Source organism: Pectobacterium araliae, from assembly GCF_037076465.1.
Classification (GTDB): domain Bacteria; phylum Pseudomonadota; class Gammaproteobacteria; order Enterobacterales; family Enterobacteriaceae; genus Pectobacterium; species Pectobacterium araliae.
In genome coordinates this window covers 720,011-735,950 of sequence record NZ_AP028908.1, presented here as the reverse complement: position 1 = coordinate 735,950, position 15,940 = coordinate 720,011, and the positions used below count along the sequence as shown (strand labels likewise).

The following is a 15,940-nucleotide window of genomic DNA, read 5'->3' as shown; positions in this document are numbered from 1 at the left end:
TGACAACAAGGCTCTATTTTGTGCCCGCTATCATTAGTAGGCGGGCACAGCATTTATACACACTAAATCAGCACACTGATATTCAGGTTCTCCATCAGCCAATGGTTATCGGAATAATCAACCGGGATGGCAATCACCGCTGGGCCGTCAACGTCCATTGCCTGACGGAGTTTGCTGACCAGTTCATCAGCCGATTCCACCGCAAACCCTTTTGCGCCAAAGGCTTCCGCATAGGCTTTGAAATCAATCGGCCCAAACGCTACGCCCGCCGGACGATGGTATTTATGCAACTGTTGGATTTCCACCATGTTGTAGCCGTTATCCACCCAGATGATATGCAGGAGATTGCTTTTCAGACGCACCGCCGTTTCCAGCTCCATGCTGGATTGCATAAACCCGCCGTCGCCAGAAACAGACACCACTTTTTTGCCGGGTTGTACCAGCGATGCGGCGATTGCCCACGGCAACGCTACGCCCATGGTCTGCTGACCGTTAGTCATCAGAATCTGTCGTGCCCGGAAGCTATACAGGTAACGCGCCAGCCAGATATGGAAACTCCCCATATCGACACACAACGTGACATCCTCATTCACGATATCCTGCATCGCGCGCACCAACCGCAGAGGGTGAATCGCAAACCCCGCCATGTTGATGGCGCGAGTGCTGAGATCGTGCCGCTGACGCTGCCGATCCTGCAATACGGACTGTGTATCAGCAGACAAGATAAACGATTCACTGATACACGCATTCAGCGCGTCCACCGTCATCGCGATATTCCCGATCAGCTCGATATCAGGCCGGTAAGCACTGTCGATCTCCGCTTGTAGCACATCGATGTGGATCAGCGTCGCTTTGCCGCTATTCCACAACGATGGATCATACTCAATCGGGCTGTAACCTACAGTGACGATTACATCCGCCTGCTGTAGCAGCTTGTCACCTGCCTGATTGTTAAATAACCCAATACGCCCGGCAAAATGATTGAATTGTTGCTGATCGATGACTCCCGCAGCCTGATACGTACTGGTCACCGGCAACTGGCTGTGGCGCAGAAAACGGCGTAGTGCCTGCGCATTTTCCTGCTGGCTGGCCATTAATCCGAGCAGCAACACCGGATTTTTAGCCTGCCGCAGCCGTTTAGCCGCTTCAGTGATGTCGCGATGCGGCGCGCCGTTTAACAGCGGCAAAATCGGACAGGCCAGCACCGGGCTAATAACCGGTTCATTAACGATATCCTGCGGCAGGCTGACAAACGCCGCCCCCGGACGACCACTTTCCGCAGACCTGAAAGCATTCGCCAACACTTCCGATATAGCGGAAGGTGCGGTGATTTCCGCACTGAATTTACTGACGGGCTGAAACAGACTGACGGTATCCAGACTCTGGTGCGTCAACTTAAGCTTATCCGCCCGTTTCACCGCCCCACCCAGCGCCACAACCGCGTCCCCCTCTGCGGTCGCCGTTGCCAGCCCAGTGACTAAATTTGAACAGCCGGGGCCGGATGTCACCAGCGTCACCCCCGCTTTCCCCGTGAGACGTCCTATCGCTGCCGCCATAAACGCGCCGTTCGCCTCATGCCGAACTGGGATCGTTTGGATCGTCGAGTCTTCCAGCTCATCAAACACACGATCGATTTTTGCGCCGGGAATACCAAAAATATGCTTCACGCCCTGCGCTTCCAGGTGTTTTACAATCAGCGCGGCTCCGCAACTCCAGCTTTGCTGTTCGGTGGACTTTTCCATGACATAACTCCGATGAAATGACTAACTCTCTACTGACTGGATGACGCTATTGAGGTTTTCTGAGGACAGATCGGCATTGAGAAATTCCCGATCCTGAGGCAGATCGATGATCAGTTTGGCAATCACACCAAATATCAGCGTGCCGTGTTCGACGTCATAATTCAGAATATGGCCACCTCCCTGGCGATCGTCAGTAATGAAATGTTCGTGGTAACCCGCGACATTAATTCCCTGAGTGTAAGCTGGACTACGAAAACCAATAACGCTGCCGCTACGGTGTTCAAAATGAAATGTTGGTTGCCCTTCAATCGCTTCCTGCATCGGTTTATAAGGTCGGCACTGTCGAGGGACGGTGCGCGTTTCAACGCAGCGAAAATTCCCATCAATCCGCAAGGCACAGAACAGATTGTCCGTTCCCACGATCTCATCGATCTGGCGATGCACGCCTTCACGCGAGATCCAGCGATCAAAACGGATCGTTTCCGTCGGGCGAAAGAACGTCATGACCGCGAATGGCGTTTTCTGCTCAGGCTTCGCCGCCCGTGCGCTGCCATCAGATAACAACTGGAAAATCTGACTATTTAATGCAACCAGTTCCCCATCCAAACTATTAAATGTTCCTAATCCAAAGTCACCATGCTCCAGTAGTTCAGCCATCGTTCGGCTACCTTCGTATACGCCATTTATTAGCCCACTCATTAATGAAGTCTGATAAATAACGCTGTCTGCATGCTGCCGTCTAAAATCATAGGCATAGCTGGCAAAGGCTTCCTCACAGGATTGTTCACTGATACTCGTTTTCATACATTCCTTCTCACTGCATCCATTACTTAAATATTACTAATCTTTAGATAAAGATTGACGCGAGAGAGAACAAAATTCCAATATGCAATGAAGGTCATTTCAAGATCGGAAACATATGGAGTTACGTGAATGGAACTACGTTATCTGCGCTATTTTGTCGCCGTTGCGCAAGCGCGACATTTCACACGGGCGGCAGAAAATCTGGGGATGTCACAGCCGCCCCTCAGCCAGCAGATCAAGAAATTCGAACAGGAGCTAGGCACACCGCTGTTCAAACGACTGACGCGCGGCGTAGAAATGACAGAGGCGGGACACGCATTGTATGAGGATGCATGCCGAATTCTCCAACTCACCGATTCGGCGATCGCACGGACAAGGAGTATTGCGCGAGGTGAGAAAGGGAGCCTGAACATAGGTTTCTCGCCGTCGGCCATGTTTCACCCGACCGTACTGGCGCTATTACACCGCTACTGTCAGCAACATCCGCACGTTCAACCACTACCGAAAGAAGAAAATCCGGCCACGCTCATCACCGCGCTGCAAGAACGCCATATCGATATCGCCTTTCTGCGCTTACCCTGCGACCTCAGTGATGATATTAACGGGGAAATTTTGGCTGAAGAGCCGATGAAATTGGTGTTACCCGCAGGGCATACGCTTAGCCACAAAGCGCAGATTTCGCTGAGCGAACTGCGTCAGGAACCGTTGATTATTTTCCCACGCGAGGTGTGTCCAGGGCTGCACGATATGATTATTCGTACCTGTTACCTGTCAGGCTATGGCCCTAGACCCAGTCCCTTTGCACCACAGTTGATGGCTACCATCGGGATGGTCGCTGCGGGCTTCGGCATTACGCTTGTCCCAGAGTCACTCGCCTGTGTTAAGGCCGATAATGTGACCTATCATGATATCGGCATGCCCGAAGTCCACACACAAATTGCGGCTATTTGGCGTAAACATGAACGATCGGCCGCGATCGTGAATCTGATCCACCTGATTCGCCAGCATCTGAACAACCCGCATCCCGATTAATGCGGCTATGGTGAAAATTACGGCCATCACCCCGTCAAAAAACTAGTAATTGATATAAATTCTTATATGATATTGGTTATCATTATCACCTTTACCGGATGGCAAAATGCTGACAGCAATGATCACAGCCTGCGGGCTATGGGGCGTGAGTTGGTGTATGGGGAAACATCTGTCTAGCGCCTGGGGCGTGCTGTTGCCTTGCGCCATCATGCCGCTATTGGCGCTACTCAACCTGAATCTGACGCATCTAAAAGTGATTATCGCCATCGCCCTGCTGGCGACGCTTGCCATGCTATTTCATCAACGTTTGCGTCACTACTTGCTGCTGCCATCCTGTATTGTGCTGGCGGGCGGTTTGGCGGCGCTGTTGGTTATGTTTAATCTAACGACGCTATAAAAACGATGAATGGTACATAGACGGAGAAAAGCGCTATAGCTAGAGAGGGAATAAATAGCTAGAGAAGGAATAAATAGAAGATAAACAGGGAAGAACATCAGGAAGATACTGAGGCGTTCGGTGGTGCGAAGAGAGGGACTTGAACCCTCACGTCCGTAAGGACACTAACACCTGAAGCTAGCGCGTCTACCAATTCCGCCACCTTCGCACTGAGAACACTGTTTGTCTTATACAATAAATCTGTCTTATGCAATATCACGACATGGTGCGAAGAGAGGGACTTGAACCCTCACGTCCGTAAGAACACTAACACCTGAAGCTAGCGCGTCTACCAATTCCGCCACCTTCGCAACTTTGTCATGTAATAACGCTGTCATTCAACACTGATTTACTGCTTCGGTTCGACAAACCAGAACCGTTGTAGTGATGTTGGTGCGAAGAGAGGGACTTGAACCCTCACGTCCGTAAGAACACTAACACCTGAAGCTAGCGCGTCTACCAATTCCGCCACCTTCGCAACACGGCTTTACGCAATATCACTACGGAGGCGAATTCTAGAGGTTTTCGCGTTCACGTCAATGATTATTTCCTCTGGAATACGGGGTTTGCTGTAAAAATCATCATCTCGCCGCAGCGTGGTGCGTAAAGAGTTCATCAAGCCATTCTATAAACACGCGAATCCTCGGTGCCAGAAAGCGGCCGGGCGCATACATCACGTAAAGCGGCATTGCAGGCGGCGGTATTTCCGACAGGATCTCGACCAGTTCCCCGCTTTCCAGAAATGGTCGCAAACCGCGACGCGGTGCCTGAATAATCCCCAATCCGGCACGCGCACCGGCAATATAGGCAGCGGTGCCGTTAACCTGCAACAAACTGGGCAACATACGCGTAATGCATTCACCGCCAGACATAAACTCCAACGGATAACGGTATTCGGTGCGCAGAGAAAAATAGCCGACCATGTGATGCCCCGCTAGCTCATCAAGCGAACGCGGCACGCCGTAGCGCGCCAGATAGTCGGCCGACGCACAGGTAATCTGCGGCATGGACGGCAAATGGCGGGTCGCCAGCGTCTCGTCATCCGTCTGCCAGGCACGCAGCACACAGTCGACGCCTTCACGCAGCACGTTAATCGCCGTATCATTGGCGCTCAGCATCAGCGTCACCTGCGGGTAACGCGCATAGAACTCTCCCAGCGCCGGAACGACGATTTCCCGCGCCAGCGAATGCGGCATATCCACCCGCACTTTACCTACCGGCTGCTGCTTTTGCTGCGTGAACAGCGTGTCGATTTCTTCAATTTCCATCAACAATTGCAGACAACGTTCATAATAAACGCGTCCTTCATCGGTGATCTGCACCTGACGGGTCGTGCGTTGCAGTAAGCGCACCCCCAGTCGTGCTTCAAGCTGTTTGATGGTGTTGCTCACCGTCGCACGCGGCAGCGCCAGCCGTTCCGCTGCACGGCTGAAGCTGCCCAGTTCGACAATCCGCACAAAAACCCGCATCGCCTGAATGTGATCCATCGCCGCCACCATTGTTGGTTATTTTTGAATAGTGTTGCATAAAAAACGGTATTTATCTTTTCTGGATAAACAACCAGACTACTCTCACTGCCAACAAGATGAGGAAGATGACAATGCAACAACGCAAATTAGGCGCAAACGGCCCACAGGTTTCGGCTATTGGGTTAGGCTGCATGGGAATGAGTGATTTCTACTCCACCGCGCAGGATGAAAAAGAATCCATTGCCACTCTGCATCGCGCACTGGAGCTGGGCGTTACCCTGTTGGATACCGCCGACATGTATGGTCCCCACACCAATGAACAACTGCTCGGCAAAGCGATAAAAGGCAAGCGTGAGCAGGTCTTTCTGGCGACCAAATTCGGTATCATACGCGACCCGGCGAATCCCCATGCCCGTGGCATCTGTGGTAAACCGGATTATATCCGCCGCTCGGTAGAAGGCAGTCTGACGCGCCTCGGTACGGACGTTATCGATCTTTACTATCAGCACCGTATCGACCCGACGGTTCCGATTGAAGAGACGGTCGGCACGCTGGCCGAACTGGTGCAAGAAGGAAAAATTCGCTACATCGGCCTGAGTGAAGCCTCCGCCGCCACGCTGGAACGTGCGCACCGCGTGCACCCTATTACAGCGTTACAGAGCGAATACTCACTGTGGACGCGCGATATGGAAACCGAGATCCTGCCCATCTGCGAACGTCTGGGTATCGGGTTTGTGCCTTATAGCCCACTTGGACGCGGTTTTCTGACTGGCGCGATTCGCAGCCTGGACGATCTGGCCGCTGACGATTTCCGTCGCACCAATCCACGTTTCTCTGAAGAAAATTTCGGCAAAAATCTGCAACTGGTAGAGAAAATCAACCAACTAGCACAGGAAAAACAAGTCACGCCATCACAGCTGGCGTGGGTACTGGCGCAGGGCGAACATATCGTGCCGATTCCGGGCACTAAGCGCCGCCGCTATCTGGAAGAAAACGTCGCGGCGCTGGATGTCACACTGACGAAAGAGGAACTGGCCGCCATTGATGCTATTTTCCCACCCGATGCCGCAGCAGGAGAACGCTACGGCAAGGAAAGTATGGCAGTACTGAATCAATAGAAGAAATATCAGTAAAGGCAGTATCAGTAATAAGAGTTACCGACGACGGCCTTTGCTTCCTGCGCGCGGCGGACGACCCACGGTGGCCTGATACACCTTGAAGCGTCCGGTCTGCGCCAGCACTTCATGGCTGCCAAAGGCGGCGTCTAACAGCGCCGGATAAGGCAGGAAAGCGTTAGCGACGATGCGTAGCTGTCCGCCAATCGGTAGATGGGTTACCGCACCACGAATCAGCATTTCCGCGGCTTGCAGACTGGTCTGTAAGCCATCATGGAACGGCGGATTAGAGACAATCATATCGAAGCGGCCATCGATGTCTGAGTAAACATTACTCGCAATCACGCTGCCTTCTAATGCATTCGCCGCCAGTGTGGCCTTGCTGGATTCGACAGCGGCTGCACTGACATCGCTCAGCGTCAGGCGGATTTTCGGCGATTGCTTCGCCAACACCGATGCCAGCACGCCAGCCCCGCAGGCAATATCCAGCACCTTACCTTTCATGTACGGCTCAAACGTAGACAACAGCAGTCGGCTACCTGGGTCAAGATCATCACGACTGAAGACGCCCGGAAGCGTTTTAACGGTCACGCCGTCCGTCACATACTCGTCCCACCACTCATCCAGCGTGAAGCTGGCCTGCTTATCAATCCGACCGTGGTAAAGCCCGCAGCGACGTGCGCTGTCGATTTTTGCCAGCTCAACGAAATCAGACAGCACGGTTTCAGCACTGCGCACGCCGCTGCGGTTTTCCCCAACCACGAAGATTTCCGCGCCGACGGGCAACAAGGACAACAGATTACGCAGTTGGAATTCCGCTTCCTGTTTGCTCTTCGGCCAGTAATAAATCAGCGTATCGCTATCCGCCACCAGCCCAGCATCCGCGACCAGACCATATTGAGCGTTATCCCCAAGTGGCTTTGCCATCTGTTGCCAGTGGTGATATTGGTTGCAATGGACACGTACCGACGCCGCCTCAAATTGCGCGGGCAGGGTATCCTGCAAATCACCGGCAAACAGAACTCGGCGTGAAAGAAATTCGTCACTATGGCGCAGTATGACTTCACTGGCGGGGGTTAATGCGGACATCAGGCTACGGCTCCTTAATCATTGAACGGGGGATTATATACGCTTCGTCCCCGAAGTTGCAGAGCGAAGAGGAAATAACCGCGCCGACATTGGCGCAGCCTGACGGGGTTTGTTAGCATAGGCACGACTTATTTTCTCGCCCACCAGACAGGACAACGCATGGAATCAAGACGTGACAGGCTGCTACAGCAACTGGGGATTACGCAGTGGACGCTGCGTCGCCCGACGGTGCTGCAAGGCGAAATCGCCGTCAGTCTGCCCGAACAGGTGCGTCTGGTGATTGTCTCCGCCGAGCCACTAGCGGATGATGAACCGCTGCTGGCAGACGTTTTGCACAGTCTGGCGCTCACTCCCGCGCAAGCCTATCGCCTGACGCCGCAGCAAATCGAGATGCTGCCCGCCAACGCATACTGCCACAGTTGGCGGTTGGGCATCGCGGAACCCATTGCGCTACAGGGCATCCAGCTTTCCAGCCCTCTGCTTTCCGAACTTTATCAAAATGCCGACGCCAAACGGGCGCTGTGGCAACAGATCTGTGAACATGAACACGATATCTTCTCTGACGCCAGCCGATCTGGCACAAGCCTTTAAAATTGAACAAGTCAGCCACGCCTTTCCCTGGTCGGAAAAGACGTTTGTCAGCAATCAAGGTGAGCGTTATTTCAACATCAAACTGGAGCATGGCGGGCAGCTTGCCGCTTACGCCATCACACAGGTCGTGCTGGATGAAGCGACGTTGTTCAATATCGCGGTGCACCCCGACCACCAGCGTCAGGGGTTGGGTCGTCAGCTATTGGAACATCTGATCGACGAAATGGAACGGCGCGGAATTCTGACGCTGTGGCTGGAAGTGCGCGAGTCAAACGCGCGAGCCATCGCGCTTTATGAAAGTCTGGGATTTAACGAAGTCTCCGTACGCCGGGATTATTACCCTACGGCACAAGGCCGGGAAGACGCCATTCTTATGGCGCTGCCGCTCGGTTAACGCTTTTTCCTGTGGCACCCACAACAAGTCGGGTGCCACAATGTGAGCCCCATCCCGCTCTACATTTTTTTCCGACAGAAAAATCCTCGCAACGTGATCGCAATAAATAAAACCTAGTTTCTCTTTTATCACAATAAGGTTCCATTTCATGTTTCTGGTTTGCAGGCATGCCATGGTTTATCCGTTATCTCCGAGGAATAATATGAAAAAATACACTCTGGCTACGACGCTCCTGTGCGGCTTATTCTCTCTTTCCGCTTACGCGGTACAAGTAACGGCGGTGACAGCCTCCGCTTATGATTCAGACAAGGGCCACAAGCCTGCCAACATTGCCGATGGAGACGTAAAAACGCGCTGGGCGGCAAATGGTGAGAGCTGGGTTCAGTTAGAACTGGATAAAGAACAATCCGTTGAGAACTTTGTCCTGGTTCCTTTCAAAGCAGACGAACGCAAACTGAAGTTCTCCGTGTCCTACTCCACCGACGGTAAAACCTGGAAAAAATTGGCTGACAATCTGGTCACCTCCAGCAACGCCAAGGACGGTGAGAAATTCACCTTCCCTGCCGTGAAAGCCAAATTCTTCAAACTGGATACATTTGGCACCGATGTGAACAAGTGGAGTGCCATCAACGAGATTAGCTTTAACAGCGCCGCGCAGGTTCCTGCTCAGGCGATTAAGTAACGGCGAAAGACACCACTATAAAAAATGTCGCCCCCATGACGAAGTGGGGGCGACATCAATCGTATACTGAAATCAAATCATTACGTTAGAAATCAATCGACATCGACAGCTTCAATGAACGTGGGTCCCCCTGATACAAATAAGCCCCCGTATCATTTACCGACGACCAGTATTTCTCGTTCGTCACGTTCTCTACGTTAGCACGCCATACCATCGTGTGGTCATTCATCGGCATGCTATAACGCACTCCCAGATCCAGACGCGTCCACGGTTTCAGCTTCAGAGTATTCTCTGCATTAGCATATTGCGAACCAGAACGAATCACCGTGCCCGCTAACGTTAATCCTTCCACCTGTGTGATATCATATTCGGTACCAAACGTCAGTTGATAACGTGGTACGCCGATAACGTCTTTGCCGTCATTTTTGCCGTCCTGCGTTTTAGTTTGCTGGGCGGCGATCCAGGTTGCGCTACCATTCAGCCGCAGGCCAAATACAGGCTCACCGAATACATTCAGTTCCATCCCACGGTGGCGGCGCTCGCCGTAAAGACCGTAGGTCATTGTCGAACGATCGACCATCTCGTAGGGGCGCTGAATTTCAAACAGTGCTAACGATCCGCCAACTCGTTCATAATCAAATTTCACCCCGACTTCGTTTTGTTTGGCAACATAGATCCCAGTGACATTGCCTCCATTCACCACTGGTACACTATCAAAGTTATTTGGTGCCGACTTGCCTGGAGACAGCGCTTCAATATGGTTGGCATACAGAGAAACATTCTCCCACGGCTTCACGACAAGACCATAGGCTGGCGTCACTTTAGTACGATTAAAAGCGCCGTCTCGTTCTTCAACCCCTTCATAGCTATAATTGCGTACCATGATTTCCTGACGACGTAGGCCCACGGTCAGCGCGATTTTGTCCTCCAACGCGGACAACGTGTCAGACAGCGCAAGCCCGCTGCTTCTGACTCGATTACGTACCTTTGGATCATTCATATCGCCAGCGCCGGGCAATGTCGATGGATAACCGATATAGCCTGGATGATAGATATTGGTGTCACCGATTACTGACCCCTTATCCCAGGCCGAACGGCTCTTTGCGTATACGCCCGAATACCCCAGATTAACTTTATGTGTGACAAATCCCGTATCAAACTGTCCACGTACACCTAACAAACCAGAAAACGTGTCGCGAACAAACGGCGTCCCCATACGTGATATCTTGGCATTACCATTATCATCAGTAAGTTTAGGTGACCCATAATTCCCTGATTCATCCGCTCGACTGCTACCGATACCGGAATACAGCGTCCAGTTATCCGCGATATCGTATTCACTACGCCACATACCAAATGTGGTTTTCAAATCGGAAGATACCCAACTGGGGCTATAATTCAACGTAGCACTTGGAACGTCGGGAACCACAGTGGCGCTGCCAATGCCAACCCCAATTCGCCCACCGTGTACGGTCTGGTGCTGGTAGCCTGCATCCAATGAGGTGCGGAAGCGATCACCACGATAATCAAGGCCGACAGAGGCCATCGACATGCGGTCTTTTTGATCATGGATCGCGTTTTCACCTTCCCGATGCAACACGTTGACACGCACGCCAAACTCATTGTTGTCGCCAAAACGACGCCCAACATCCAGCCCGCCGCCAATTTTGTTCTTTGATTCATAATCAACGGTCAGACGCGTGAGCGGGTCATCGGTGGCATGTTTTGGTTCAACGTTAATGGACCCACCGACACCGCTACCGGTTCCACCACCCGAGACGCCGTTAACAAAACCATTTGCCCCTTTGAAAACCTCTACGCGTTCAACCATGTTGGTCGAGACCATTTGGCGTGGCATCACGCCATACAATCCACCAAAGGTAATATCATCGCCATCCAGCGTAAAACCACGAATTCGGTACGTCTCCATGAAATTACCGAATCCTTTCAAAGTCTGAATCGACGCATCATTCTTAACGACATCAGCCAGCGTTTCTGCCTGCTGGGAAAGGATCATCTTATCGGTGTAGCTGATCACATTAAACGGCACATCACGCGCATTCTGTTGACCCAAAAACCCAACACGTCCGCCGTTTGCAATTTGCCCATCCAGATAAGCGGGCACTAGATCGTCACCACCTGCACGGAAGGTATTGCCCGGTTTCGCAACAACGGTAATGGTATCGCTCCGGGTTTCTTTGTCTGTTTCAGTGCTCTGAGACGCTGTTGGCAACTCTTCCGCCAACAGCGGCATGGCCATGCCGCCGCACAGAGTACCGACTAACACGGCTAGCTTCACGGGCATCTCTGCCATATGCCTTGTTGATATTGCTTTTTTCATCTTCTCACCAAAGTAAAACGATAATGATTATTATTTGGATTGTTAATTATGACCTGACTTGTGTACAAAACAAGTCATAAACATAGCTTGATAACTAATGAAGGGATTCAGAGGTGAGAAACGCCGCTAATGGCTGAACAACAGTGCCCAAGGCGGTGAAAACAGCCATAAGTGTGGAATTCTTCAAACTGGATAGTTGAAGTGGATGTGAACACGTGGGGTGCCATAAACAGGATCAGCTTTAATAGCACGGCACGGATTACCGTTCTATCAGTTGAGAAGTAATAAAGCCCCCGTGGAACGGATCTATTATCAGTATGGTGTTTGCCCCAGGTGTATTACAGGAAAATGCGCAGAGGAAATAGAGAAAATACAGCCCGGAGCGGATGTCCGGGCTCGTGTGATGTTACTCGTTATCGCCCAGCAGAACGGACTCCAGCGCGATTTCGATCATCTCATTGAACGTGTTTTGACGCTCTTCTGACGTAGTTTGTGCACCGGTACGAATGTGGTCAGAAACGGTACAGATTGCCAGCGCTTTCGCACCGAATTCTGCCGCAACGCCGTAGATACCGGCCGCTTCCATTTCCACACCCAGAATGCCGTATTTTTCCATTACGTCGAACATCTGTGGATCTGGCGTGTAGAACAGATCGGCGGAGAAGAGGTTACCGACACGCACGGAAACATCGCGTGCTTTGGCGGCATCAACGGCATTGCGTACCATGTCGAAATCGGCAATCGCCGCATAGTCGTGATCTTTGAAACGCAGTCGGTTCACTTTAGAATCCGTACAGGCGCCCATGCCGATCACCACATCGCGCAGTTTGACATCTTCACGTACCGCCCCGCAGGAACCCACACGGATGATCTTCTTCACGCCGAATTCGGTGATCAGTTCTTTCGCATAGATTGAGCAGGATGGGATACCCATACCGTGCCCCATGACCGAAATTTTGCGGCCTTTGTAAGTCCCCGTGAACCCTAACATGCCACGCACGTTGTTCACTTCGCGGGCATCATCCAGAAAGGTTTCTGCAATGTACTTAGCACGCAGCGGATCGCCCGGCATCAGTACAACGTCCGCGAAATCACCCATTTCTGCATTAATATGTGGCGTAGCCATGCGTTTATTCCTTAATTAATCAAGTTTCACGTAAAAAACGGTGTGTTTTACAGTATCGATTTGCCGTAGTCCATAGGCGACAGGCCAAAGTAGGCCGCGACCGTCTGCCCAATATCGGCGAAGGTTTCACGGTGGCCGTATGACCCCGGCTTCACGTTAGGCCCATAGATCAACACCGGTACGTTTTCGCGGGTGTGATCGGTGCCGTGCCAGCTAGGATCACAGCCGTGGTCAGCCGTCAGAATCAGGATGTCGTCACCCGTCACGCGGGACAGCATTTCTGGCAGGCGGCGGTCAAATAGCTCCAGCGCGGCAGCGTAGCCCGGAATATCGCGGCGGTGGCCGTAGGCAGAGTCGAAATCAACAAAGTTGGTAAATACGATGGTGTTGTCACCCGCGCTATCCATCTCTTTCAGCGTGGCGTCGAACAACGCATCGATGCCGGTAGCCTTCACTTTCTTAGTGATACCGACCTGCGCATAGATATCCGCAATCTTGCCGACGGAAACCACTTCGCCGCCCTTTTCATCCACCATTTTTTTCAGGATGGTCGGTGCTGGCGGCTCAACGGCCAGATCGTGACGGTTGCCAGTACGCTCAAAGTTGCCGGGTTTATCGCCGATAAACGGACGCGCGATCACGCGCCCGATGTTGTAATTTCCTTCGGTCAGCTCTTCGCGGGCAATCTCACACAGCTCGTACAGTTTATCCAGGCCGAACGTTTCTTCATGGCAGGCAATCTGGAACACCGAATCCGCAGAGGTGTAGAAAATAGGCTTGCCGGTTTTCATGTGTTCTTCAGCCAACTGATCCAGAATCACCGTACCAGAAGAGTGACAGTTGCCCAGATAGCCCGGCAGATTGGCGCGCTTCACCAGTTTATCCAGCAACTCCTGAGGAAAACTGTTTTCTTCATCTTTAAAATAGCCCCAGTCGAACAAGACAGGCACACCGGCAATTTCCCAGTGGCCAGACGGCGTATCTTTACCCGAGGAAATTTCGCTGGCGTGCGCGTAAGCACCAATGATATCTGCATTTTCATCTAGCCCTGCCGGGAACGTTCCCGTTGAGGCCTCCGCGGCTTTACCCAGCCCCAGACGGCTCAGGTTCGGCAAATGCAGCACGCCGCTGCGCCCTTTATCCGCAGCCCCTGCGGCACACGCCTGAGCGATATGGCCCAGCGTATCCGAACCCACATCGCCAAAACGTTCTGCATCAGCACTGCTGCCGATGCCAAACGAGTCAAGCACCATAATATATGCACGTTTCATTCTTTTTCTCCTGCGCAGCGATGCGCTAACGCCCTGCCGACAGGCAGGGGAAAATCAATTCAAGACAACCAGTAACCGGCCCTGTGCGATCACGCTTCTGCGCTCACCCGACGATAGACCATCGGGGTCTTTTCTGGTGCCGTATCACCCAGTTGGATCGCAGCGCGAACGTCATTCGCCGCCTGCTGCCACTGCGCTTCCGTATTGGCGTGGATCACCGCCAGCGGGCGATGCGTATCAACGCGCTCACCCAAGCTAATCATGCTATCCAGACCGACACTGTAATCGATCGTATCGGTAGCCTGACGGCGTCCGCCGCCCAGCGACACGACGGCCATTCCCAACGCCCGGGTATCCATCGCGGTCACAATGCCTTCACGCGCTGCGAACACTGGTTTACTTAACGTTGCCACTGGCAAGTAACGATCGTAGTGTTCGACAAAATCGCTCGGACCACGCTGTGCGGCAACCATGCGGCCAAAGACGTCGGCGGCTTTGCCGTTATCCAACACGGCCTGCAAACGTGAATGCGCATCGTCCGCCGAGCTTGCCAGCCCGCCCGCTAGCAGCATCTCGCCACATAGCGCCATAGTAACATCATACAGGCGTGGATTGCGGCGCTCTCCCGTCAGGAAACGCACGGCTTCTCGCACTTCCAGCGCATTCCCGGCGCTGGAGGCCAGCACCTGATTCATGTCAGTCAGCAAGGCGCTGGTGCGGCATCCCGCATTATTCGCCACGCCGACAATCGCCTGCGCCAGCTGTTCGGACAGTTCATAAGTCGGCATAAATGCCCCAGAACCGACTTTGACGTCCATCACTAACGCGTCCAGCCCTTCCGCCAATTTCTTCGCCAGAATCGACGCGGTGATCAGCGGGATCGAATCAACCGTTGCGGTAATATCACGCGTGGCGTAAAAGCGTTTATCCGCCGGAGCCAGCGATGAAGTCTGCCCAATGATCGCGACACCCACCTGCTGGATAATGCGGCGAAAATCTTCATCGTTCGGGAAAATATCCAGTCCCGGTATCGCCTCTAACTTATCCAACGTGCCGCCGGTATGCCCTAGTCCACGCCCGGAGATCATCGGGACATAGCCCCCGCAAGCAGCGACCATCGGCCCCAGCATCAGCGAGGTGACATCCCCCACACCACCGGTAGAGTGTTTGTCCACCAGCGGGCCGTTCAGATTCAGGCTTTTCCAGTCCAACACCGTGCCGGAATCACGCATCGCCAACGTCAGCGCCACGCGCTCATCCATCGACATGTCGTGAAAATAAATGGTCATTGCCAGCGCCGCAATCTGGCCTTCAGAGACGGTATTGTCACGAATACCGTTAATAAAGAAGCGGATCTCTTCTTCGCTTAGCGCTTTTCCGTCACGCTTCTTACGAATTATTTCCTGAATCAGAAACAAGGTCTGTACTCCTGATGAATTCTGATATGGCTCAGCAGCCTGTCGCTGCAAGCGCATTTGCTGTGGTGAACCTATGCAGTCATAAACAAAATGCTGTCATGAATGAAATATTTTCACGAATAAAATAGTGCGCCGCGTGCGCGTGATGAGTCGCAGCGCTGTTGAGCAGAAGTTGCGTGCTCAAGCGTTGCCAGCAGACGGGCCGACTTCAGCGCCCATGATATCGCCCGCCAGTTGCAGATAGATGGCGGGGTGTCTTACTCACGTAGGATCTTTTTCGCCAGAGGCAATAAAACGTGGTTAACCCCATTAGCGCCAGCGCACATTGCGCAGCTATGGTCAGCTTGATCATATAACTCCCCAACTCGTCAGCCAGTCTAGCTGGCCCTGAACATTAACTGGCGTAAACCAGCACGTTTGGCGAGCGGAC

At 52.7% G+C, this 15,940-nt stretch carries 14 protein-coding genes and 3 tRNA genes; 6 read left to right on the top strand and 11 right to left on the bottom strand.

Annotated features, from left to right (window positions below; genetic code table 11):
* Nucleotides 1-62: 62 nt before the first annotated feature.
* Both alsS and budA read right to left on the bottom strand, forming a co-directional pair.
* Nucleotides 63-1,742, bottom strand: a complete 1,680-nt coding sequence (alsS, locus tag AACH44_RS03320; protein ID WP_261847142.1) for an acetolactate synthase AlsS — start codon at nt 1,740-1,742, stop codon at nt 63-65.
* Between the two features lie 21 nt (nt 1,743-1,763).
* Entirely contained in the window at nt 1,764-2,546 is a 783-nt protein-coding gene (budA, locus tag AACH44_RS03315) for an acetolactate decarboxylase (RefSeq protein WP_261847141.1), read from the bottom strand.
* A 129-nt stretch (nt 2,547-2,675) separates the two neighbouring features.
* Here budA and AACH44_RS03310 point away from each other — a divergent pair, with 129 nt between their 5' ends.
* Together AACH44_RS03310 and AACH44_RS03305 are read left to right on the top strand one after the other, a co-directional pair.
* Nucleotides 2,676-3,578 (top strand): LysR family transcriptional regulator, encoded by a 903-nt coding sequence (locus AACH44_RS03310; protein ID WP_261847140.1) that lies wholly within the window; start codon nt 2,676-2,678, stop codon nt 3,576-3,578.
* A gap of 106 nt (nt 3,579-3,684) precedes the next feature.
* A complete protein-coding gene (locus AACH44_RS03305) occupies nt 3,685-3,975 on the top strand; it encodes a DUF1435 domain-containing protein (protein ID WP_261847139.1) in 291 nt (96 codons plus the stop codon).
* A 121-nt stretch (nt 3,976-4,096) separates the two neighbouring features.
* Here the strand turns inward: AACH44_RS03305 and AACH44_RS03300 are convergent.
* The 4 genes from AACH44_RS03300 to AACH44_RS03285 all read right to left on the bottom strand — a co-directional run bounded on the left by AACH44_RS03300 (nt 4,097) and on the right by AACH44_RS03285 (nt 5,501).
* Nucleotides 4,097-4,183, bottom strand: a tRNA-Leu gene (locus tag AACH44_RS03300).
* Nucleotides 4,184-4,238: 55 nt separating this feature from the next.
* A tRNA-Leu gene (locus AACH44_RS03295) sits at nt 4,239-4,325 on the bottom strand.
* Nucleotides 4,326-4,405: 80 nt separating this feature from the next.
* A tRNA-Leu gene (locus AACH44_RS03290) sits at nt 4,406-4,492 on the bottom strand.
* A gap of 103 nt (nt 4,493-4,595) precedes the next feature.
* The gene (locus tag AACH44_RS03285) at nt 4,596-5,501 is read right to left on the bottom strand and encodes a LysR family transcriptional regulator (RefSeq protein ID WP_338659505.1); all 906 of its coding nucleotides are present in this window, start codon (nt 5,499-5,501) and stop codon (nt 4,596-4,598) included.
* Between the two features lie 113 nt (nt 5,502-5,614).
* Between AACH44_RS03285 and AACH44_RS03280 the strand changes: the two genes are divergently transcribed.
* Nucleotides 5,615-6,601 (top strand): aldo/keto reductase, encoded by a 987-nt coding sequence (locus AACH44_RS03280; protein ID WP_338659504.1) that lies wholly within the window; start codon nt 5,615-5,617, stop codon nt 6,599-6,601.
* A gap of 36 nt (nt 6,602-6,637) precedes the next feature.
* Here the strand turns inward: AACH44_RS03280 and rsmC are convergent, their stop codons facing one another.
* Nucleotides 6,638-7,687, bottom strand: coding sequence for a 16S rRNA (guanine(1207)-N(2))-methyltransferase RsmC (rsmC, locus tag AACH44_RS03275; RefSeq protein WP_261847136.1), 1,050 nt, complete (start codon nt 7,685-7,687; stop codon nt 6,638-6,640).
* A 159-nt stretch (nt 7,688-7,846) separates the two neighbouring features.
* On the opposite strand from rsmC, the gene AACH44_RS03270 reads away from it, so the two are divergent.
* From AACH44_RS03270 to AACH44_RS03260, 3 genes are all read left to right on the top strand, one after another.
* Nucleotides 7,847-8,278: a DNA polymerase III subunit psi gene (locus AACH44_RS03270; RefSeq protein ID WP_261847135.1), complete on the top strand. Its 432-nt coding sequence runs from the start codon at nt 7,847-7,849 to the stop codon at nt 8,276-8,278.
* Nucleotides 8,229-8,672 carry a ribosomal protein S18-alanine N-acetyltransferase gene (gene rimI / locus AACH44_RS03265; RefSeq protein WP_039539811.1) on the top strand — a complete coding sequence of 148 codons (444 nt, stop codon included), beginning with the start codon at nt 8,229-8,231 and terminating at the stop codon, nt 8,670-8,672. Before AACH44_RS03270 ends, rimI begins: the two co-directional genes overlap by 50 nt.
* A 202-nt stretch (nt 8,673-8,874) precedes the next feature.
* Nucleotides 8,875-9,354, top strand: a complete 480-nt coding sequence (locus tag AACH44_RS03260; protein ID WP_137740982.1) for a discoidin domain-containing protein — start codon at nt 8,875-8,877, stop codon at nt 9,352-9,354.
* 85 nt (nt 9,355-9,439) lie between these two features.
* Here AACH44_RS03260 and AACH44_RS03255 read toward each other — a convergent pair whose 3' ends face one another.
* The 4 genes from AACH44_RS03255 to deoA all read right to left on the bottom strand — a co-directional run bounded on the left by AACH44_RS03255 (nt 9,440) and on the right by deoA (nt 15,510).
* The gene (locus tag AACH44_RS03255) at nt 9,440-11,695 is read right to left on the bottom strand and encodes a TonB-dependent receptor (RefSeq protein ID WP_261847134.1); all 2,256 of its coding nucleotides are present in this window, start codon (nt 11,693-11,695) and stop codon (nt 9,440-9,442) included.
* A gap of 406 nt (nt 11,696-12,101) precedes the next feature.
* On the bottom strand, nt 12,102-12,821 hold the full coding sequence (gene deoD / locus AACH44_RS03250; protein WP_261847133.1) for a purine-nucleoside phosphorylase: 720 nt from the start codon (nt 12,819-12,821) through the stop codon (nt 12,102-12,104).
* Nucleotides 12,822-12,868: 47 nt separating this feature from the next.
* On the bottom strand, nt 12,869-14,092 hold the full coding sequence (deoB, locus tag AACH44_RS03245) for a phosphopentomutase (RefSeq protein WP_261847132.1): 1,224 nt from the start codon (nt 14,090-14,092) through the stop codon (nt 12,869-12,871).
* An 89-nt stretch (nt 14,093-14,181) separates the two neighbouring features.
* Entirely contained in the window at nt 14,182-15,510 is a 1,329-nt protein-coding gene (gene deoA / locus AACH44_RS03240) for a thymidine phosphorylase (protein WP_261847131.1), read from the bottom strand.
* Nucleotides 15,511-15,940 lie beyond the last annotated feature (430 nt).

Excerpts from the sequence above, each read along its gene's own strand:
- alsS (WP_261847142.1), bottom strand. The coding sequence starts at position 1,742 with ATGGAAAAGTCCACCGAACAGCAAAGCTGGAGTTGCGGAGCCGCGCTG.
- budA (WP_261847141.1), bottom strand. The coding sequence starts at position 2,546 with ATGAAAACGAGTATCAGTGAACAATCCTGTGAGGAAGCCTTTGCCAGC.
- AACH44_RS03310 (WP_261847140.1), top strand. The coding sequence starts at position 2,676 with ATGGAACTACGTTATCTGCGCTATTTTGTCGCCGTTGCGCAAGCGCGA.
- AACH44_RS03305 (WP_261847139.1), top strand. The coding sequence starts at position 3,685 with ATGCTGACAGCAATGATCACAGCCTGCGGGCTATGGGGCGTGAGTTGG.
- AACH44_RS03285 (WP_338659505.1), bottom strand. The coding sequence starts at position 5,501 with ATGGATCACATTCAGGCGATGCGGGTTTTTGTGCGGATTGTCGAACTG.
- AACH44_RS03280 (WP_338659504.1), top strand. The coding sequence starts at position 5,615 with ATGCAACAACGCAAATTAGGCGCAAACGGCCCACAGGTTTCGGCTATT.
- rsmC (WP_261847136.1), bottom strand. The coding sequence starts at position 7,687 with ATGTCCGCATTAACCCCCGCCAGTGAAGTCATACTGCGCCATAGTGAC.
- AACH44_RS03270 (WP_261847135.1), top strand. The coding sequence starts at position 7,847 with ATGGAATCAAGACGTGACAGGCTGCTACAGCAACTGGGGATTACGCAG.
- rimI (WP_039539811.1), top strand. The coding sequence starts at position 8,229 with ATGAACACGATATCTTCTCTGACGCCAGCCGATCTGGCACAAGCCTTT.
- AACH44_RS03260 (WP_137740982.1), top strand. The coding sequence starts at position 8,875 with ATGAAAAAATACACTCTGGCTACGACGCTCCTGTGCGGCTTATTCTCT.
- AACH44_RS03255 (WP_261847134.1), bottom strand. The coding sequence starts at position 11,695 with ATGAAAAAAGCAATATCAACAAGGCATATGGCAGAGATGCCCGTGAAG.
- deoD (WP_261847133.1), bottom strand. The coding sequence starts at position 12,821 with ATGGCTACGCCACATATTAATGCAGAAATGGGTGATTTCGCGGACGTT.
- deoB (WP_261847132.1), bottom strand. The coding sequence starts at position 14,092 with ATGAAACGTGCATATATTATGGTGCTTGACTCGTTTGGCATCGGCAGC.